Below are 21,182 nucleotides of genomic sequence, written 5' to 3' on the forward strand. Positions count from 1 at the left end.
TTCTGCAGGAAACAAAATAGAAAGTAACAAACATAAAATATAGTAATTAAATGGGAGCAACAGATAAATGAAGGATTATATTATAAGAGCAATTGCAGCAAATGATCAGATCCGTGCATTTGCAGCAGTAACTACAGAAACAGTGGAGACAGCCAGACAGGATCACAACACAAGTCCGGTTGCTACAGCAGCACTGGGACGTCTGCTTACAGCGGGAGCTATGATGGGAGTGATGATGAAAGGGGATAAGGATATCCTGACTCTCCAGATCAAAGCCGGCGGACCGTTGGAGGGAATTACAGTAACTGCAGATTCTCGCGGAAGAGTGAAGGGATATGTAGGAAATCCGGATGTATGTATTCCGGCAAACAGTAAGGGAAAACTGGATGTGGCAGGAGCTGTAGGCGTTGGATTTATGAATGTTATCAAGGATATGGGACTGAAGGAACCATATGTGGGACAGGTTGTACTTCAGACCAGTGAGATTGCAGAGGACCTGACCTATTATTTTGCTACAAGTGAGCAGGTTCCGTCAGCAGTAGGTCTGGGTGTGCTGATGAATAAGGATAATACAGTTCGCCAGGCAGGTGGATTTATCGTTCAGCTGATGCCTTTTGCAGAGGAAAGCACAATCTCCAGGCTGGAAGAGAATATAAAGAAAATTAATTCTGTTACAGATCTGCTGGAAGAGGGACATACTCCGGAAAGTCTGCTGGAAAAGGTCCTGGATGGTTTTGATATGGAGATCAATGACAAGATTCCCACAGAGTTTTACTGTAACTGTAGCAGGGAGAGAGTAGAAAGGGCACTGATCAGTATTGGCCGTAAGGAGTTAAATGAGATGATACAGGAAGGAAAGCCCATTGAAATGAACTGTCATTTCTGTAATAAAAACTATGAATTTTCAGTGGAAGAGCTGAAAGAAATCTTGCGTAAATGTAAATAATTGTTTTACAGAAATAAGAGATACCGGAAGAGAAAGAGTCAGAAAAGAGGTAGAAAATGAGACACGGTTATATTAAAACAGCAGCAGCAACACCGTATATCACAGTGGCAGACTGCAGGGCAAACGGAGAGGAGATTATTCGTCTGATCCGTGAAATGGAAAAGGAGCATACTAAGGTTATGGTCTTCCCGGAGCTTTGCATCACAGGGTATACCTGCCAGGATCTGTTTTTGCAGCGACGCCTTCTGGACAGTGCATGGGAAACTTTGATGAGAATTGCAGCTGACACTGCAGATGTGGATGCACTGATCTTTCTGGGAGTACCGGTGAGAAATAAAGGAAAGCTTTATAATGCAGCAGCTGTGCTTAACAGAGGGGAAATTCTGGGGTTGGTACCCAAGTCATATCTGCCGAATTATGGAGAGTTTTATGAGCAGAGACATTTCGTATCAGGGCTGGGATGTCTGGAATTTATGAGCATTAACGGGAAAAAAATTCCATTTGGAACCAATCTTCTGTTTGTGTGTGAAGAATTGCAGGAGCTTATTGTGGCAGCAGAAATCTGTGAAGATCTGTGGGTTAATATGCCGCCAAGCGTGATCCATGCCCAGGCCGGTGCAAATCTGATCGTGAATTTATCTGCAAGTAATGAGATGGTTGGCAAGGACAGCTATCGTAGAAGTCTGGTATCAGGACAGTCAGCCAGACTGGTGTGCGGCTATGTGTATGCCAATGCCGGTGAAGGGGAATCCACTCAGGATCTGGTATTCGGCGGCCAGAATATGATCGCAGAAAATGGCTCGATCCTGGCAGAGGGAGAGCGGTTTAAAAACGGAATTGTATACAGTGAGATTGATGTTCAGAGACTGAATGACGAAAGAAAAAGACTGACCACCTGGCAGTCCTGTGAGGACAGTGATCATCTGAGAATTCCTTTTCATCTCAAGATGGAGGAGACAAAGCTTACCAGACAGTATTCCAGATATCCTTTTGTGCCTTCCCAAAAGTCAGAGAGGGATCTGCGATGTGATGAAATCCTGAATATTCAGGCCATGGGATTGAAGAAACGTCTGGATCATATTCATTGCCATAAAGCAACCGTGGGACTTTCCGGAGGCCTGGATTCCACACTGGCCCTTCTGGTAATTGCCAGAGCCTTTGATTTGTCAGGCGCAGACAGAAAAGATATTCATTGTATTACCATGCCATGTTTTGGTACCACTGACAGAACTTATCAAAATGCCTGCAAATTAAGTGAATGCCTTGGTGCAACCTTAAGTGAGATCAATATTAAAGATGCTGTAAATGTACATTTCAGAGATATTTCTCATGATCCCTCTGTCCATGATGTTACTTATGAAAACAGTCAGGCCAGGGAACGTACACAGATCCTTATGGACAGCGCCAATCAGGATGGCTCACTTCTGGTGGGAACCGGCGATCTGTCAGAGCTTGCCCTGGGATGGGCTACCTACAATGGGGATCATATGTCCATGTATGGAGTGAATGCTTCTGTGCCAAAGACCCTGGTACGCCATCTGGTACATTATTATGCAGATACCTGTGGAGATCAGAAGCTGACAGAGGTTCTGATGGACATTCTGGATACACCTGTAAGTCCGGAACTCCTGCCTCCAAAGGATGGAGAAATTGCCCAGAAGACAGAGGATCTGGTAGGTCCTTATGAGCTTCATGATTTTTATCTGTATTATATGCTGCGTGCCGGATTTGATCCGGAGAAAATATACAGACTGGCCTGCAGGACCTTTGAGGGTGTTTACAGTAAAGAGACCATTTATAAATGGCTTCGTACCTTCTGCTGGCGTTTCTTTGCCCAGCAGTTTAAGCGTTCCTGTCTGCCGGATGGCCCAAAAGTGGGAAGTGTAGCGGTTTCTCCAAGAGGAGATCTGAGAATGTCCAGTGATTCCAGTGCAGCCATGTGGATGGAGCAGCTTGACAGGATGAAAGAAGAATTAAAGATTGAGATTTAACCGAATCAAGTAGCGAAGCGGATTGCGAATATCTGCTTTACTCCTATGGGAATGAGCAGAGCAAAAGCGGAGAACAGGTCAGTTGTTCTCCGCCTTTTTTAAAGCATCTTCAATGGCATTCAGAAGTACCAGGGAAGTATATTTCTGATCCTGGGGGTACTTCAGGTTTTCCAGTGATTGTGAGGAATAAATTTGACTGGAAAGAGATTCCAGAGCCGGCTCCATGAGAGGAAACATGGCGGAAGTGCTTTCACTTAAGTTTACCAGACGGATATTGCGGATTTTTTCTGCATCTACGGATACTTCCAGGTCAAAGGTGTTGCTGTTTAATTCAATGGAGGAAGTATAAATTCCCGGTTTATACCGGTCGGGAGAAGTACCGGCAGAGTGCTGCCTCTGTACAGGACCGAACATAAAGAAAAGTACAATTCCCAGTATGACTGCAAGAAGGAGAAAAATGCCGGTATATATAACTTCCTTCATATGTAGGACTATGATTTTGGTTTTTGCACTCATGGTACACGCCTCCTGGATGGTTTTGTATATTCTATTACAGAAGTGCTTAAATTATGATATACTGGGATAATGAATGTTGAGTAACTGACAGTAAGGAGAGAAGAATGTCATTACAGTTTATTATCGGCAGTTCCGGTGCCGGAAAGTCTTATTTTGCATATGAGAGAGTAATCCGGGAGTCCATGGAACATCCGGAGAGAAATTACTATATTATTGTTCCGGAGCAGTTCACCATGCAGACCCAGAAAACACTGGTGGAGATGCACCCGGGAAAGGGAATCCTGAATATTGATATTCTCAGTTTCCAGCGTCTTGCCTACCGAATTTTTGAAGAGACGGGGGGCGATAATAAAAAAATCCTGGAAGATACAGGCAAGAGCATGGTCTTGCAGAAAATGGTCCAGCAGCACAGGAGAGAGCTTGTCTATCTGGGAAGCCAGATGAACAAGCCGGGATATCTGGACGAAATGAAATCTCTCCTGTCAGAATTTATGCAGTATGATATCAAGGAAGAGAATCTGGAGGAAATGAAGGAGAAAGCGGGAACTCAGACACTGCTTTCCATGAAGCTTCAGGATGTAACGGTGCTGTATCGGGCATTTTCTGAATTTCTGAAGGGACATTATATGACAGGGGAAGAGGTTATGGATGTCCTTTTAAAAGTACTTCCGTTTTCAGAGAAAATAAAAGGCGCGGAAATTCTTTTTGACGGATTTACCGGTTTTACTCCGATCCAGATCAATGTAATACGGGAACTGCTTCTGCTGACCAGAAAAGTTTCCGTAACAGTGACAATGGATGAGAAAGAGGATATTTATTCTGTGGGGAAGCCCTATCAGCTTTTCTATATGAGTAAAAAGATGATCCATGCTCTGGCCGGGCTTACAAAGGACCTGGAAGATCCTATATATCTGAAGCCCTCTGAGAAATCCAGATTTGCCGGAGCCGGAGCCCTTCGTTTCCTGGAAAAACATATTTTCCGGTATCATAAGAATGTCTGGGAGGGAGAACAGAAGGAACTGCAGCTGTTCTCTGCGCCATCACCGTTGGCAGAGATGAATGAGGTTGCCAGAAGAATGGCATATCTGGTAAGGACAAAAGGAATCAGATATGGGGAAATGGCTGTGATCACAGGAAATCTGGAAGAGTATGGAAGAGTGGCTTCACAGGCCTTTGAGGCTGGAGAAATCCCCTTTTTTATTGATGAGAAGCATTCCGTACTGATGAATCCTTTTGTGGAATACCTTCGGGCTGCCATGGAGATGGTGGTTCAGGGCTTTCCCTATGAAAGTGTGTTCCGATATCTGCGCTGTGGCATGTCAGCAGTTACCAGAGAGCAGACAGATCAGCTGGAAAATTATGTGCTGGCTTTAGGAATCCGAGGATATGAAAAATGGTCCCATAAATGGACCCGGGTATACAGAGGAATGGATCCCGGACAGATCCTGCAGATGAATGAAATCAGGGAAATCTTTCTGGAAGAGATCGGAGAGCTGGCAGAGGGCTTTGGTCCGGGAAAAAAGAGGGTGGAGGAATATTGCAGGATCCTCTATGCTTTTATTGTGAAAAGCCAGGTATGGCAGAAGCTGAAGCTCCAGGAAGAGCAGTTTAAAAAGCTGGGGGAGAAGGCTCTGGAAAAAGAATACAGCCAGATTTATGGTATTGTGATAGACCTGCTGGATAAAATGGTGGAAATACTGGGAGAAGAGACGGTGAGCAGACAGGAGTTCAGACAGCTTCTGGAGACAGGGCTTACCCAGGCCGAGGTAGGACTGATCCCGCCAAGTATGGATCAGGTAATGGTAGGAGATATGGAGAGATCCAGGCTGAAGGATATTAAAGTACTGTTTTTTGTTGGAATGAATGAGGGGAATATTCCCAAGAATACACAGTCAGGAGGAATCCTGTCAGAGGTGGACCGGGATTTCCTGGGAGAACAGGGGATGGAGCTGGCGCCCGGACCAAAGGAGCTGATGAATATGCAGAGATTCTATCTGTATCTGAATCTGACCAAGCCCTCCAGGCAGCTGGTGCTTTCCTACAGTGAGACCAATGGAGCGGGAGAGGGTATCAGCCCGGCTTATCTTATTGGAAGCATCAAGGGGCTTTTTCCGGATTTGGAGACAGAGAGAATCCAGGATACCCGGGAAGCCTGGATTCCGGAGATTCCGGAGGCAGGACTGGAGCTTTTCCTGGATAAGCTGGTACAGGAAACAGCTAAAACGCAGGAAACAGGATGCAGTGATGACCGCATATTCCAGGAACTTTACAGCTGGTATCTTCGTCAGCCGGAATACAAAGATATAGTACAGAATCTGGTACAGGCTGCTTTTATGCGAAAGCCTGTGGACAGGATCAGCCAGAGTGTGGCCAAAGCTCTTTATGGAGAAATTTCTCCTTATAGTGCCACCAGGCTGGAACGGTTTTCGGCCTGTGCATTTGCCCATTTTCTTCAGTATGGCCTAAGGCTGGCGGAGAGAACAGAATATGAATTCAGAGCAATGGATATGGGAAATGTGATGCATCAGGCACTGGAAAATTTTGCAGTGCGTGTACACAAAATGGGATTAAACTGGGCGGAGCTTACAGATGAACAGCGTGAACAGATTGCAGATCAGTGTCTGAATGAGATCGTAGCAGATTATGGAAATACAGTGTTGAAAAGTAATGCCAGAAATGAATATATGATAGAACGTACCAGACGAATCCTGCAGAGAACTGTATGGGCTCTGCAGAAGCAGCTCCAGAACGGGGATTTTCAGCCGGAAGGCTTTGAGGTAATCTTTGGAGGCGGCAGGATTGACCGTGTAGATATTATGGAGGATCAGGATAAGGTATATGTGAAGGTCATTGATTACAAGACAGGGAATACATCCTTTGACCTGGTGTGTCTGTATCATGGTCTGCAGCTGCAGCTGATGATCTACCTGGATGGAGCTCTGCAGGTGGAACAGAAGAAATTTCCGGACAGGGAAATCCTCCCGGCAGGTGTATTTTACTATAATATTAAGGATCCCATGATCAAGGAGAAAATAGATGCTGATGTGGAGAAAGTCAGACAGGGAATTATGAAGGAATTAAAAATGAACGGTCTGGTACAGAAGGATCCTGAAATGATCCGGAAAATGGATCAGACTTTGTCTTCCATTCCTGTAGCATTTAAAAAGGACGGAGGCTTCTACAGTAATTCTTCTGTGGCAGACAGAAAGCAGTTTCAGATGCTGGGAAACTATGTGAAAAAGAAAATCCATGAAATCAGGACAGATATTCTAAGAGGAGATGCCCAGATCTCTCCCTATGAGCTGGGAAACAGAAATGCATGTACTTACTGCCCTTATATTTCTGTATGTGGGTTTGACCGTAAGATCGCCGGATATGAATTCAGGAGACTGAAGAATTTTACAGATGATGAACTCTGGCAGATATTTGCAGAAGAGGAGGGAGAGAACTGATGGGAGTAAAATGGACCGAAGAACAGCAGAAAGTAATTTCCCTCAGGGACAGAAATATTCTGGTCAGCGCAGCGGCAGGTTCCGGTAAAACTGCAGTACTGGTGGAAAGGATTCTCAGCAAGATCACAGATCCTGAGGCTCCGGTGGATATTGACCGTCTTCTGATCATGACCTTTACCAGAGCAGCGGCAGGTGAGATGAAGGAAAGAATTTCAAGCGCTATTGAGTCAGCCCTTTATGAGGATCCGGACAATGAGCATTTACAGAGACAGTCCACCCTGCTTCATACTGCTCAGATTACAACTATTGACGGATTCTGTGCATATATTATCCGCAATTATTTTCACCTCATAGGGCTGGATCCCGGTTATCGGACTGCAGATGAGGGGGAACTGAAGCTTTTGCGTGAAGATGTGACAGGGAAGCTTCTGGAGGATTATTACAGCGAAAAGCAGGAGAAGTATGAGAAATTTGTAGAATGTTTTGCTTCCGGTAAGGATGATGAAGCTTTGGGAGGGATGATCCAGAAGCTGTATGAGATGGCTATGAGTAATCCTTTCCCGGAAGAGTGGCTGGATGCATGTCTGGATGATTATAAAATCGAAACTACAGAAGAGCTGAGAGAAACAAAATGTATAAAGCTTTTGTGGAAGGCTGCAGTTGACGAGCTGGAAACTGCAGAGCACCTGGCCAGAGAGGCAAGGAAGCTTTGTGATGCTCCTGACGGTCCTAATCTGTACGGGGAAGCTCTGGACAGTGATCTCCTTTTTATCCGTAAGCTGAAGAAGACTGCAGAAGAAAGAGATTATAATGTTCTGGCACAGCTCCTGGAGAAACCTTCTTTTGCCAGATTAAGCGGAAAGAAGATGCCGGAGGCAGATGAGCAGAAGAAACAAAGGATAAAGGAGCTGCGTGAGGAGGAAAAGGAAATCCTCAGGGAGCTGGGACAGAAATATTTCCAGGGGACAGAGGAAGAAATCCTGGATATGCTCAAATGCAGCAGAGAGCCTTTGGAGATGTTGGTGGAACTTACAAGGCAGTTTACAGAGCGGTTCAGTAAAGCTAAACGTGAAAAAAATATTCTGGATTTCACAGATATGGAGCATTTTGCACTGAAGATCCTGATGAAAAAAGAGGATGGACAGATACAGATGTCCCAGGCTGCCATAGAGCTTTCGGAGAAATATGAGGAAGTGCTGGTGGACGAATATCAGGACAGTAATCTGGTTCAGGAGCTTCTGACTACAGCAGTATCCGGATGGGTAAATCAGAGGAAAAACATCTTTATGGTAGGAGATGTGAAACAGAGTATTTACAGATTCCGTCTGGCCAGACCGGAGCTGTTTATGGAGAAATATAAAAGCTATTCTGTAGAGGACGGAGAGGAGCAAAGGATTGATCTTCACAAAAACTTCCGAAGCAGGGCACAGGTGCTGGAGAGTGTAAATTTCATTTTCCGGCAGATCATGGGAGAGGATCTGGGAGGAATCGCCTATGACAAGGACGCAGCTCTCTATCCGGGCGCTGATTTTCCGGCAGGGGGATCCCGGGAATTTGTAAAAACCGAGGTACTTCTGGTGGAGAAGGACGGGGCAGAACTGGAGGAAGAAGCAGGAGACCAGAATGCACAGGAGCTGGAGGCTCTGGCTATTGCCCAGAGGATTCAGGGAATGGTCGGCAGAGAAGAAATTTTGGACAAAAAAACCGGGAAATACAGGCCGGTGGAGTATGGGGATATTGTAATTCTGCTGAGAAGTGCATATGGATGGTCGGAAACCTTCAGAGAGGTACTGGCTTCCCAGGGGATTCCTGTGTACTGCACTTCCAGAACCGGATATTTCTCTGCTTTGGAAATAATTACTGTGCTGAATTATCTGAAGGTGTGTGACAATCCCCTTCAGGATATCCCACTTACCGGAGTGCTCCGTTCGCCTATGGTGGGATGCACTTCCCAGGAACTGGCCCAGATCAGGGTGCTGTATCCACAGGGACTTTTGTGGGACAGTGTAGAACAATATGTGAAAAGCCGGGAAGAAGGATACGATGCTGCAGAGAAGCCTTTGATGGAAAAGCTGCAGAGATTTCTGGAACTGCTGGAGAAAGTGAGAAATATGGCAACCTATACTCCGGTGCACCAGCTGATCCTTTTCATATTGAAAGAAACCGGTTATGGAAATTATGCCAGGGCACTTCCGGGAGGAGAGCAGAGATATGCAAATCTCTCCATGCTGGTGGAAAAGGCTATGGCCTATGAAAAGACCAGCTATAGAGGGTTATTTAATTTTGTCCGCTATATTGAACAGCTTCAGGCTTATGAAGTGGATTACGGAGAGGTCAATCTGGCAGGTGCAGGAAGTACAGCGGTAGAAATTATGACCATTCATAAAAGCAAAGGATTGGAATTTCCTGTGGTGTTTGCGGCAGGAATGGGAAAACAGTTTAATTTCCAGGATCTGAATGCCAGATTGCTGATCCATCCGGAACTGGGACTGGGGACAGATGCAATACTTCCGGAAAAAAGAATCATTGCGTCCTCCCTGAATAAACAGATGGTACGAAGAGAGCTTCTCAAGGAAAGTCTGGGAGAGGAGCTGCGAGTACTGTATGTGGCTATGACCAGGGCAAAAGAGAAACTGATCCTTACAGGAACTGTGGGAAAACTGGATAAACGTATTCCGTCCCTGGCCGGATTTCTGGAGGAAGAGGGGCAGGTGCTTCCGCTGGGAGTACGGTTAAAGGCCAGAAATTACTGGGATTTTGTACTGCCGGCCCTGGCCAGACACAGGTCCATGACAGAACTGTTTGGAGAATACGGTGTGCCCATGCACAGGGTAGAAAGGTTTTATGATGACCCTGCGGACTTTAACATAAGAAAGATCACCCTTCGCCAGATGACAGAGGAGGAGATACTTCTTCAGACAGGAAACCAGATGCAGGAAGAAATACTGAAAAACTGGAACCCGGAACAGATTTATGATGCAAAAGTGAGAGAGGAGATCGAAGAACGTTTTTCCTATGTATATCCCTTCCGATACCTGGAAGAAATTCCTGTGAAGGTCAGTGTATCCGAGTTAAAGAAGAGAGGCTGGCAGGACAATGAGGTTCTGCAGATGGTGCCGGAGGATACAGAAACAGAGGCAGAGATGCCTGTGCCCGGATTTATGAAAGCTTCCGGTGAAGAATACAGGGGAGCTGCCCGGGGTACTGCTTATCATCGGGTAATGGAGTGTCTGGACTATTTGCAGGTAGAAACAGACGGACAGCTGAAGAAACAGCTGGAGAGACTGGTGGAAAGTCAGAAACTGTCAGAGCAGGAAAGAGATTGTATCCGTATTTTAGATATTCGGAGATTTGTAGATTCCGGACTGGGACAGAGGATGAAAAATGCGGCTGTGCAGAGGAGGCTTTACAGAGAGCAGCCCTTTGTGATTCAGAGAAGCGCAGCTATGCTGGATGATTTGTGGCAGGGGGAAACAGTACTGGTGCAGGGAATCATTGATGCATATTTTGTAGAGGACGGTGAGATTGTTCTGGTAGATTACAAAACAGACAGAGTGAGAAGGGGGCAGGAACAGAAGCTGATCGATCTGTATCATGTGCAGCTGGAGGATTATGCCCAGGCGCTGGAGAGGATGACCGGGAAAAAAGTAAAAGAAAAGATTATTTATTCCTTTACCCTGCAGAAAGAGATTGTATTGCAGGAAAAATAAAAATTCATAAAAATATCTGCTTTTGGATTGCAGAAGGTGTTTGGATAAAAAGATATCCGGCAGGGAGAAGCGCGTATTATACGCGCCATCCTGCCGGATATTTATTTTTCAGGATCTGGTTGACCAGCTTTCCGAAGCCTACCGGATATCCATCTGCACAGAGAAGATGCCATCCTTTTTTGTGGGTTGCTTCTTCAGGCTCAATGTTTAAGGTCTCACCCTTCAGATAGCGGGTGAGTCTTTCATCAGAGACAGGAAGAGAAATCACAGCTTCCGCCTCCCCTTTGCGGATGGCCAGTGCCAGAGGCTGAGAGGGTTCAAAACGATTTTTCTTAAGGTCACCCAGGTATAATCCGTTTCGGAGGAAGGTGATTCCGCGGAAATCGGAAAGTACAGGTGGCAGATAATAGACTTTGTCCTTGCGAACCTCTACCCGCTCCCAGTCAAAGGGCTGGCCGCCCAGAGTTTTCAGACCAATTTCATTCAGGAATTCTTCGATTAACGGGAATGCATTTTTATCAGGCTTTGTGTGTGGACGGCTGCTTTCCTGTATGGATTGTCCTTTTTTATGGAAGAGAGCCAGGAAGTGGCCTTCCCCGTTCATTTTATGGGGGAAAATGCGGATGCACTTGGTCAGCTCCGGATTGCCATTTCCCCATTCCGGCACACCCTGGGAAAATCCCTCATAGTTTTCCATTTCTGCCAGTTCCATATCCGGGCGGTTTTCCAGAAGATAAGATACGGTCTGTTCGTCTTCCACAGGAGCGAAGGTACAGGTGGAATAAAGTAAGAGTCCACCTGGGCGAAGCATATCTGCTGCCTGAAGCACAAGCTCTTTCTGGATTTCAGAAAGCTCCCGGGATTTTTCAGGAGTCCAGTCCTTTGCAAGGGCTTCCTCCTTGCGGAACATTCCTTCGCCGGAGCATGGGGCATCCAGGATGATCTTGTCAAAAAATTCCGGGAATGTCTTGGTTAGCTTTGCCGGTGTCTCGTTTGCCACGAAAATATTGGGGATTCCGAAAAGTTCCAGATTACGCAGAAGTGCTCTGGCACGGGAGGTGCTGATATCGTTGGCTACCAGAAGTCCCTGTCCCTGAAGGGCAGCTCCTGCTGCAGTTGCCTTTCCGCCAGGGGCCGCGCAGAGATCCAGGACTTTGTCACCAGGTTCGATGGGAATACGGGAGGCTGGGGTCATGGCACTTGGCTCCTGGAGGTAATAGAGACCGGCCTGGTAATATGCGCATCTGGAAGGGCGGGTATCCTCATCATAGAAATATCCGTTGGGGATCCAGGGGATTGGTTTTACTGGAAACGGGCAGAGTTTTTGGAATTTTTCACAGGAGATTTTTGAGGTGTTTACCCGCAGGCCATAGGTGCGGGGGGCGTTAAAGCTCTCTAAGAAGGCGGTGTATTCCTGAGCAGAAAGCATTTCCTGCATGCGTGCCAGGAAGGCGGGGTGGAGGGGAGTAGTTATTGTCATAATGTGTGAAGCCCTTTCTGAAAAAATTATTTATAGTGGGGATGAATATGATGGGAAGGGGGAGGTCGTGGGAAAGATATCTATGATGGTTCGGTTCCGGGGCCTAAGTAATTCTAAGTCTGCAAAAATCTGCTAAAGGCATGAGAAAAAAAGCGCAAACTCGCTTCGCTCAGACAGTGCGGCTTTTTTTCTCATAACGCAGATTTTCGCAGACTAAGAATTGCTAAGACCCCTGCACAGAGGAACCAGCATAGATATCTTTCCCACGGCTGTGAATCCTGCCGATGCAAAAAACATCCGATGGTGCTGGGTATATTGTGATTGGTCTTGTTTATTATAATAGAAAAGATATTTTTGCTAAATAGTATTGACAAAATTATATTATACGACATATAATATAAGCAACAAAACAATATTGCACTGCTGTATAATATGTACTGGACTGGATAGATTTCGTTACTAAGAACGGAATAACTGGACTTCAATGTGGCAGATGTATGTGCAGGGTGTTAATGAGACAAGGGAGTGTGCATATGGTTTTTAATACGGGTGCGGCGCTTCTGGATGCGATTGTTCTGGCTGTGGTTTCCAAGGAAAAGGAAGGAACCTATGGTTATAAGATTACTCAGGATGTACGGGGAGTTCTGGAAATTTCAGAATCTACCTTATATCCGGTACTGAGGCGATTGCAGAAGGATGATTGTCTGGAGGTTTATGATATGGCCTTTGCCGGGAGAAACCGGAGATATTATAAGCTGACGGAGAAGGGGGCTGCTCAGTTGAGCCTGTACAGGGCTGAATGGGAAATTTATTCGTCGAAGATCACAGGTGTTCTTGATGGACAGAATGTGAGGGCAGACGGTGTTGACGAGGGAGGAATTGGATGATGGACAGGGCGCAGTTTATGCGGGAGCTGGAGGAGCTGCTTGCGGATATTTCTGAGACAGAGAGGCAGGATGCCCTTGAGTTTTATAATAATTATTTCGATGATGCGGGAATTGAGAATGAGGCTTCGGTGATCAGGGACCTTGGAAGTCCTGAGAAGGTTGCGGCAATCATTAAGGCAGATCTGAAGGATCCTGAAAAGGGTTATGAGTATGGAGAATATACAGAGCATGGTTATGAGGATGCACGGGCAAAAGAAACAGAGCAGATGCCTGAAAAATACGGGAAAGAGAAGCGCTTTTTCAGGAAGGGAAACCAGACAGCGCTGATTTTGGCAGTGATCCTGCTGGTTTTTATTTCTCCTTTTGTTAAGGGAGCTGTTGGCGGAATCCTGTCTTTGGCAGTTGGTATTTTGTTGCTTCCCTTCTGGCTGATCGTTGGACTGGGCATAGGTGCGGTTGCTTTATTGATTGGTGGATTTGCTGCTATTGTGGCAGGAATAGGGCTTTGCGTGGTGATGACCGGAACCGGAGTCATGACCATAGGAATTGGCTGTCTGATGATCGCGTTGGCAATCCTTATGGTTTTGGGGCTGATCAGTATTGCAATACGGATCGTACCTAAGTGGTTCCGGAAAATGACTGATTTTTTTAACAGGCTGCTTTACAGGAAGAGAGGGGAGGCGGTGAAATGAAGAAATTTACGAAAGGAATGCTGATCGCAGCAGGGATTTTTGCTGCAGCAGGAATCGGACTGACTGCTGCCGGTGGTGTTATGGGAGCCAGTATGTCGGAACTGACAGGGGTGAACAGTCTGAAGCGGATTCTCTGGATGACGGAGTGGGACGATGACCATGATGACTATGATGATATCGATGATGACGATTATGTTGACCATGATGGGATGGAATATAGTGCGGAAGTGGGAAATGAAAGCTCGACAGATGGCACTGTATATCAACTGAAATATCAGCCCACAAAGCTGGATATAGAGCTGAAGTACGATGAGCTGATTCTGGAAGAGGGTGACAGCTTCTGTGTCAGAGTTTATGATGATAATGGAAAGAATGTGACAGTAAAAGAGAGTTCAGATACTCTTAAGGTCAGAAGCACGAAAAAGCTGTCTAAAACCAGAAAGGTGTGTATCTCCTATCCGGAAGATGTTAAGCTTCAGGAGCTGGAGATTGAAATGGGTGCAGGTACTGTTTATCTGAACAGAGATATTGAGACAGAGAAGCTGAGTGTGGAAATGGGAGCCGGGGAATTTGACAGTAAGAATCCGGTGACTGCAAAGGAAGCAGATCTGGAAATCGGAACCGGAAGTATGACATTTGCAGATCTGAGTGCAAAGAAAATATCTGGAGAATGCGGCCTTGGGGAACTGGATCTTACAATGACCGGTACTCAGGAGGATTATAATTATGATCTGGAATGTGGAGTGGGAAATCTGGATGTAGGTTCTGATTCCTACAGTGGACTTGGCAGAGAGAAAAGCATTTCCAATGCAGGCGCAGACAGGAAACTGGATCTGGAGTGTGGTATGGGAAATGTATCAGTGAATTTCTCCGGGAAAGAGCATAGGAATTTGTAGACATTCTGAGGAGTATACACTCTGACGGGTAAAAATAAAAGTAGTATTTAATAATCTGGGTTTAAGGAGAAAAAGAATCATGAGTGACAAACGTTTATACAAATCATCAGAAAACAGCATGCTTTGCGGTGTATGTGGAGGAATTGCAGAATATTTTGATATTGACCCTACGCTGGTGCGTCTGGCATGGGTGATACTGACCTGCTTTGGCGGTGCGGGAATCTGGGCATATATCATTGCAGCTATTATTATTCCCAAAAGATAACAGAATTTCAAAATCCAATCTGTAATAAGAAAAGACAGTATAAAAATTAAGAAAACAGCCCATACTCCAAAGAAAAGGAGTGTGGGCTGTTTTGAATAAAGAGAAGGAAATAAAAGCTTATCTTGATGGAGAATTGTTACCGGACACCAGAATGAAGTATGAAATTGCAGAGGAAATGGGACTGCTGGACAGAGTATTGAGTGATGGATGGAAAAGTCTGTCTGCAAAAGAGACCGGACGGATCGGAGGATTGATGACAAAACGGAAAAAAGAGAAATTGAAAAAATAAGTGATATGAAATAAAAAATAAAATAAACATATAACGGAATAAACTTGTTCTCCGGGCAATGATGCTGTAAAATTAGAGCAAATAGTGAAGTGGATAATTTTATCTGCTTGAATACTAAATATGGGAGGACAGAAAAATGAAGTTAGGTATTTTGGGGGCCGGAGGCATTGCTTCTACTATGGCGAAAACAGTGGCAGGAATGGAAGATGTGGAGGCGTATGCGGTTGCTGCCCGTGATCTGGAACGTGCCCGGGAATTTGCGCAGAAATATGAAGTAAAAAAAGCATATGGATCCTATGAGGAAATGCTGGCAGATGATGAGGTTGAACTGGTTTATATCGCAACTCCTCATTCACACCATTATCTGCATGCAAAAATGTGTCTGGAAGCGGGAAAGCATGTGCTTTGTGAAAAGGCATTTACTGTAAATGCAGAGCAGGCACAGAAATTATTTGACCTTGCAAAAGAGAAAAAGCTTCTGATCACAGAAGCAATCTGGACGAGATATATGCCGTCCAGAAAGATGATCAACCATATTATTGAAAGTGGTCTGATCGGCGAAGTTACCGCAGTTACGGCGAATCTCAGTTATACAATAAGTCATGTAGAACGTATCCGTAAACCGGAGCTTGCGGGAGGTGCTCTTCTGGATGTAGGCGTATATCCGATCAATTTTGCCTCTATGGTGCTTGGCGATAAGGTAAAGGATGTAAAGGCTACTGCAATCTTTCAGAATGGAGTGGATATTCTGGACAGCATTGCCATGGTGTTTGAGGGAGACCGCATGGCAACCCTTCAGTGTGGAGCAAGAGAAATCTCAGACAGAATGGGAAGTATTTTCGGAACCAGAGGATATATGCAGGTGCAGAATATCAATAATCCGGAAAAGATTACAGTGTTTGATACTGACCATAAAGAAGTGGCTTCTTATGTTGTGCCGGAACAGATCTCAGGATATGAATATGAGGTAGAATCCTGCATGAAAGCAATCCAAGAGGGCAAACTGGAGTGTCCGGAAATGCCTCATGCAGAGACAATAAGGATTATGAAAATCCTGGACGATATCCGTAAATCCTGGAATTATGAGATTCCGTGGATTGAGTGATTTTTTGTTACCGTGAACGGAGCGGACGGTAACGATTTTGCATTTGTTTATGAATATTTTATTTTGAATTATAAGTATGATGTGTTACAATGAATATAACCATTAAGAATACCAGGCAGGTCAGAATTTGACCTGCCTGTAAATGAATACGGAAATAAATCGAGATCAAAAGAATCGTTAATAATTGTAACAAAATAAAATTACAGGGGAAATGCGGATGAGTGAGATGACAGATGTATATGTAAAACTGGATAAGGTTTCCAAGATATATGGAACCAAAGAAGTAAAGATCGTTGCAGTGGATGAGATCAGCTTTGAGATTGCCAAGGGAGAGTTCGTAGTGATCGTTGGTCCCAGCGGTGCGGGCAAGACAACAGTGCTGAACATTCTTGGGGGTATGGATAAGGCTACCAGTGGAGAGGTTCTGGTGGATGGCAGGAATATTGCCAGATATAACAGTAAGCAGCTTACCGGCTATCGGAGAAATGATATTGGATTTGTATTCCAGTTCTATAATCTGGTGCCTAATCTTACAGCGCTGGAGAATGTAGAACTGGCATTGCAGATCTGTAAGAATCCGTTGGATGCCAGGGATGTTCTGGAGGAAGTGGGACTGAAGGACAGACTGACCAACTTTCCGGCACAGCTTTCCGGTGGTGAGCAGCAGAGAGTTTCCATTGCCAGGGCACTGGCAAAGAATCCCAAGCTGCTGTTGTGTGATGAGCCTACAGGTGCACTGGACTACCAGACTGGTAAGGCAATCCTGAAGCTTTTGCAGGATATGTGCAGGGAGCGTGGAATGACAGTGATCGTCATTACCCATAACTCGGCACTGACACCTATGGCAGACCGTGTGATCAAGATCAAGAACGGAAAGGTTTCCAGGATGACAATGAATGACCATCCTACACCCATAGAGGAGATAGAATGGTAGGTGATGAGTATGAAAGCAATGCATAAAGATTTCTGGATGGAGATACGCAAAAGTAAGGCCAGATTTATTTCCATATTTATGATCGTTGCCCTGGGAGTTGCATTCTTTTCCGGGATACAGGCCTCGTCACCGGATATGCGCTTCTCAGGCGATGCCTATTATGATGAAACCAATCTTATGGATATCAAAGTAATGGGAACCCTGGGACTGACGGAGGAGGATGTAGCTGCCGTTAAGCAGGTGGATGGAGTAGAGAATGCAGAGGGTGCCTATGGGACAGATGTAATGTGTGGAGAAGGCGAGCAGCAGAAAGTACTCCATGTGGAAGCTGTGAATCAAACCATGAACCGGATCTCAGTTACAGAGGGAAAAGCTCCGGAAAAAAGCGGAGAGATTTTCCTTGATTGTATTTTTGCTGAGAGCAATGGATATGAGGTGGGAGATCAGATTACCCTGAAAGAGGGCGGAGACAGCGAACTGCTGAAAAAGACAGATTACACAGTTGTAGGTTTAGGCGAGAGTCCTCTCTACATATCTTATAATCGGGGAAATTCCACTCTGGGTTCCGGTGAGGTTAATGGATTTGCCTATGTGTTCCCTGAGGATTTTGACCAGGAGGTTTATACACAGATTTATGTGCAGGCTCATGGGGCACAGGACCTGATCAGCTATACAGATGCTTATGATTCCCTGATAGAGAGAGTGCAGGAGCAAGTGGAGGGGATTGAGGCAGAACGGTGTCAGGTCAGATATGATGAGATTGTAGAGGAAGCCAATGACAAGCTTGCAGATGCCAGACAGGAACTTGAAGACGGAAAGAAGGAGGCTAATGAGAAGCTTGCGGATGCCAGACAGGAACTGGAGGATGGCGAAAAGAAGTTAAAAGATGGCAAGAAGGAATATAAGGATGGCAAGAAAAAGCTTGCAGACGCAAAAAAGGAACTGGAGGACGGAAAAGCCCGGCTTGCAGATGCAAAGAAGGAGTTAGAGGACGGCAGATCCCAGCTTGCCAGTGCGAAAGAGCAGCTTGCCAGTGGCAGAGAGCAGATTGCATCTGCAAAGGAACAGTTGAATGCCGGATGGGCGGAGGTTTCCGAAAACCAGACAAAGCTTGATGACGGAAGGGCTCAGCTTGAGGATGGCAAGAATCAGCTAAGCGCCGGTGAGAAGCAGATTGCGGATGCAAAGACGCAGCTTACCCAGAGCCAGCAGGAACTTGACAATGGAAAGGCGCAGATCCAGTCAGGCAGAGAGCAGATTGCATCAACCAGACAGGACTTAAATGACAAAAAGGAAAGCTGTAATCAGGGACTGGCCCAGATTGAGCAGCAGGAAGCCGGACTTGCAGAGGGAGAGGCTCAGCTTGTGAGTGCCAGAAGTCAGCTTGCAGCATTGCAGGCACAGTATGAGCAGGCACAAGCTTCAGGCACATATTCCGAGGAAGACCTGGCAGCTCTGGCAGCACAGGTTTCCGCTTATCAGGAGCAGGTGGACAGTCAGGCAGCCCAGCTGGAAGCAGCCAGAAACCAGATCGAAGCAGCAAGAAGTGAACTGGAGAGTGGTTTAAGCCAGGTGGAGAGCGGACTTGCCCAGCTTGATGCGAAAGAAGCAGAGTTGAACCAGCAGGAAGCAGCACTTCCCGATGCCCAGGCAAAGATTGATGCAGGATGGAAAGAAGTGCAGGCTCAGGAGAAGAAGCTGGAGCCAGCCAGAAAAGAGATTCAGGAAAAAGAAGCCCAGCTTGAGTCAGCACAGGAACAGATCGATGCTGCAAAAGCAAAACTAAATTCCAGCCAGGCTCAGTTAGAGGAGAAGGAAGCAGAACTTGATTCAGGAGAAGCACAGATTCAGGAGAATGAAGGGAAGCTTGCTTCCGGCGAGCGAGAGATTGCCGAGAATGAACAGAAGCTCCGAGATGGCGAGAAGGAAATCTCAGAGAACGAGCAGAAGCTGAAGGATTCCAGAAAGGACATCAAAAAAGCTGAGAAGGATCTGGAAGAAGGTAAAAAGGAATACGAAGACGGCAAGAAGGATGCAGAGAAAGAGGTCGCAGACGGTGAGAAGAAAATACAGGATGCTCAGGATGAGATCGATGATATCAGTATGCCGGAATGGATGGTAACGGACCGCAATGATCTGCCGGAATATTCAGATTATGGGGATAATGCAGACAGAATGAGAAATATCGGACAGGTTTTCCCTGTTATCTTTTTCCTGGTGGCTGCACTGGTAAGTCTGACTACCATGACACGAATGGTGGAGGAGCAGAGAACCCAGATCGGTACAATGAAGGCTCTGGGATATGGCAAGTATGCAATTGCATCCAAATATCTGCTGTATGCCTTTTTTGCTACTGTGGGAGGCAGTATTCTGGGAATCCTGATCGGAGAGAAGATCCTGCCTTTGGTTATTATTAACGGGTATGGCATTATGTACAAGGGAATGATGAACAATATCCAGATCCGTTATGAATTTAAATTTGCAATGATCGCAGCAGGTGCGGCAACGGTGTGTACCGTCGGAGCCACCATTTTCTCCTGCTACAGAGCACTGTCAGAAACTCCGGCATCACTGATGCGTCCCCCTGCTCCCAAAGAGGGTAAGAGAATCCTGCTGGAACGGATCCCCCTTTTCTGGAAGCATCTGAATTTCACATGGAAATCTACTCTGAGAAACCTTTTTCGATATAAAAAACGTTTCTTTATGACGATTTTCGGTATTTCAGGAAGTATGGCGCTGATGCTGGTAGGTTTTGGACTCAGGGATTCCATTATGGATATTGCCAGACGGCAGTATCAGGAGCTTCAGCATTATACAGGAACGATCATTGATGATGAGGATGCCACAGATAAGGAGAGACAGGAGCTGGATGAGTTTCTGAAAAGTAACAGCCAGATTGAGAGATATACCCATATCCAGTTTACCAAGATGAGTGTTCCCAGAAATAAATCCAATATCAGCGTATATGTGTATGTGCCTGAGAATCTTGAGACCTTTAATAAGGATGTAACTCTTCAGGACAGAAAGACAAAAGAGAAATATAAGCTGACAGATGCAGGTACAGTGATCAGTGAGAAGACGGCAACCCTGACAGGACTGAAAGTGGGGGATACCATGACCATCACAAAGGATGGGAAAAATTATGAGACAAAGATCGCAGCAGTAACAGAGAATTACATGGGACATTATATTTATATGACAGGAAATGTCTATGAACAGACCTTTGGGGAGAAGCCTGACTATTCTGCAACTGTATTCACAGTAAAAGAGGAATATAAAGAATCAGAATCTGAGGTGGGAAATGAAATCCTGAAGCATCCGGCTGCGTTAAGTATCAGCTATACCAGCAGTCTGGAGGCTCAGCTTCACAGAATGCTTGGAGCATTGGATACGGTGATCATAGTGCTGATCATTTCTGCGGGAATGCTTGCTTTTGTGGTTCTGTATAATCTGAACAATGTCAATATCACGGAGCGCCAGAGAGAACTGGCAACTTTGAAAGTACTGGGATTCTATGATACTGAAGTTTCTGCCTATGTGTACAGGGAGAATGTTATCCTTACCCTTATTGGCGTGCTGGCAGGAGCTGTATTCGGAATCTTTTTGCACAGGTATATTATCCGTACTGTGGAAGTGGATGCGGTTATGTTCGGAAGAAATATCAATCCTGTCAGTTTCCTGTACTGCGGACTGCTGACAATTGGATTCTCCATGATCGTAAATCTGTTTATGCATCAGAAATTAAAGAAGATTGATATGGTAGAATCCCTGAAAAGTGTGGAATAAACGATTTGTCGCTTTATTGCAGAAAAGAAGAAATACAAAAATATAGGATAAAATGTGAAAATATCAGATAAAACGCAAAGAAGAACGGAAATACAATAGCGATTTTTAACAAAATAAAAAAGTGGGTTGACGTATTTTTGTAACTTTGTTATAATGATCTCATCAATTGAAAACACACGGATTGTTACTGTTTGGCAGGCAAAACCAGAATCTATGGCTGAGGCAATCAGTCT

14 protein-coding genes are annotated in these 21,182 nt (G+C 45.4%); 12 read left to right on the forward strand and 2 right to left on the reverse strand.

The genetic code is table 11. From position 1 onward, the window contains the following. Window positions 1–67 precede the first annotated feature (67 nt). Complete coding sequence (gene hslO, locus ACTNC6_RS01860) at window positions 68–946, forward strand: Hsp33 family molecular chaperone HslO (RefSeq protein ID WP_173743999.1); 879 nt, start codon at window positions 68–70, stop codon at window positions 944–946. Window positions 947–1,002: 56 nt separating this feature from the next. Continuing rightward, the gene (locus tag ACTNC6_RS01865; RefSeq protein ID WP_441032360.1) at window positions 1,003–2,937 is read left to right on the forward strand and encodes an NAD(+) synthase; all 1,935 of its coding nucleotides are present in this window, start codon (window positions 1,003–1,005) and stop codon (window positions 2,935–2,937) included. Window positions 2,938–3,015: 78 nt separating this feature from the next. Here the strand turns inward: ACTNC6_RS01865 and ACTNC6_RS01870 are convergent, their stop codons facing one another. After that, window positions 3,016–3,453 (reverse strand): FMN-binding protein, encoded by a 438-nt coding sequence (locus ACTNC6_RS01870; protein WP_173743997.1) that lies wholly within the window; start codon window positions 3,451–3,453, stop codon window positions 3,016–3,018. Between the two features lie 104 nt (window positions 3,454–3,557). Between ACTNC6_RS01870 and addB the strand changes: the two genes are divergently transcribed. Together addB and addA are read left to right on the forward strand one after the other, a co-directional pair. Then, window positions 3,558–6,905, forward strand: a complete 3,348-nt coding sequence (gene addB / locus ACTNC6_RS01875) for a helicase-exonuclease AddAB subunit AddB (RefSeq protein WP_441043065.1) — start codon at window positions 3,558–3,560, stop codon at window positions 6,903–6,905. Continuing rightward, a complete protein-coding gene (gene addA / locus ACTNC6_RS01880) occupies window positions 6,905–10,615 on the forward strand; it encodes a helicase-exonuclease AddAB subunit AddA (RefSeq protein WP_441043067.1) in 3,711 nt (1,236 codons plus the stop codon). Before addB ends, addA begins: the two co-directional genes overlap by 1 nt. A gap of 76 nt (window positions 10,616–10,691) precedes the next feature. Here the strand turns inward: addA and ACTNC6_RS01885 are convergent, their stop codons facing one another. Beyond that, complete coding sequence (locus ACTNC6_RS01885; protein ID WP_441043069.1) at window positions 10,692–12,095, reverse strand: RsmF rRNA methyltransferase first C-terminal domain-containing protein; 1,404 nt, start codon at window positions 12,093–12,095, stop codon at window positions 10,692–10,694. A 533-nt stretch (window positions 12,096–12,628) separates the two neighbouring features. On the opposite strand from ACTNC6_RS01885, the gene ACTNC6_RS01890 reads away from it, so the two are divergent. From ACTNC6_RS01890 to ACTNC6_RS01925, 8 genes are all read left to right on the forward strand, one after another. Beyond that, on the forward strand, window positions 12,629–12,982 hold the full coding sequence (locus tag ACTNC6_RS01890; protein ID WP_019162541.1) for a PadR family transcriptional regulator: 354 nt from the start codon (window positions 12,629–12,631) through the stop codon (window positions 12,980–12,982). Next, window positions 12,979–13,674, forward strand: coding sequence for a DUF1700 domain-containing protein (locus ACTNC6_RS01895; protein ID WP_441032372.1), 696 nt, complete (start codon window positions 12,979–12,981; stop codon window positions 13,672–13,674). Before ACTNC6_RS01890 ends, ACTNC6_RS01895 begins: the two co-directional genes overlap by 4 nt. Beyond that, window positions 13,671–14,570 (forward strand): DUF4097 family beta strand repeat-containing protein, encoded by a 900-nt coding sequence (locus ACTNC6_RS01900; protein WP_441043070.1) that lies wholly within the window; start codon window positions 13,671–13,673, stop codon window positions 14,568–14,570. Before ACTNC6_RS01895 ends, ACTNC6_RS01900 begins: the two co-directional genes overlap by 4 nt. 79 nt (window positions 14,571–14,649) lie before the next feature. Beyond that, window positions 14,650–14,835 (forward strand): PspC domain-containing protein, encoded by a 186-nt coding sequence (locus ACTNC6_RS01905; RefSeq protein ID WP_019162538.1) that lies wholly within the window; start codon window positions 14,650–14,652, stop codon window positions 14,833–14,835. 91 nt (window positions 14,836–14,926) lie between these two features. Then, complete coding sequence (locus ACTNC6_RS01910) at window positions 14,927–15,124, forward strand: small, acid-soluble spore protein, alpha/beta type (RefSeq protein WP_019162537.1); 198 nt, start codon at window positions 14,927–14,929, stop codon at window positions 15,122–15,124. Between the two features lie 136 nt (window positions 15,125–15,260). Further along, a complete protein-coding gene (locus ACTNC6_RS01915; RefSeq protein ID WP_441043071.1) occupies window positions 15,261–16,229 on the forward strand; it encodes a Gfo/Idh/MocA family protein in 969 nt (322 codons plus the stop codon). A 217-nt stretch (window positions 16,230–16,446) separates the two neighbouring features. After that, window positions 16,447–17,163 carry an ABC transporter ATP-binding protein gene (locus tag ACTNC6_RS01920; protein ID WP_441043072.1) on the forward strand — a complete coding sequence of 239 codons (717 nt, stop codon included), beginning with the start codon at window positions 16,447–16,449 and terminating at the stop codon, window positions 17,161–17,163. A gap of 3 nt (window positions 17,164–17,166) precedes the next feature. Beyond that, window positions 17,167–20,949: an FtsX-like permease family protein gene (locus ACTNC6_RS01925; RefSeq protein WP_441043073.1), complete on the forward strand. Its 3,783-nt coding sequence runs from the start codon at window positions 17,167–17,169 to the stop codon at window positions 20,947–20,949. Window positions 20,950–21,182: the final 233 nt, after the last annotated feature.

Source organism: Blautia sp. HCP3S3_C4 (assembly GCF_052064095.1).
In the GTDB taxonomy this organism is placed as follows: domain Bacteria; phylum Bacillota; class Clostridia; order Lachnospirales; family Lachnospiraceae; genus Blautia_A.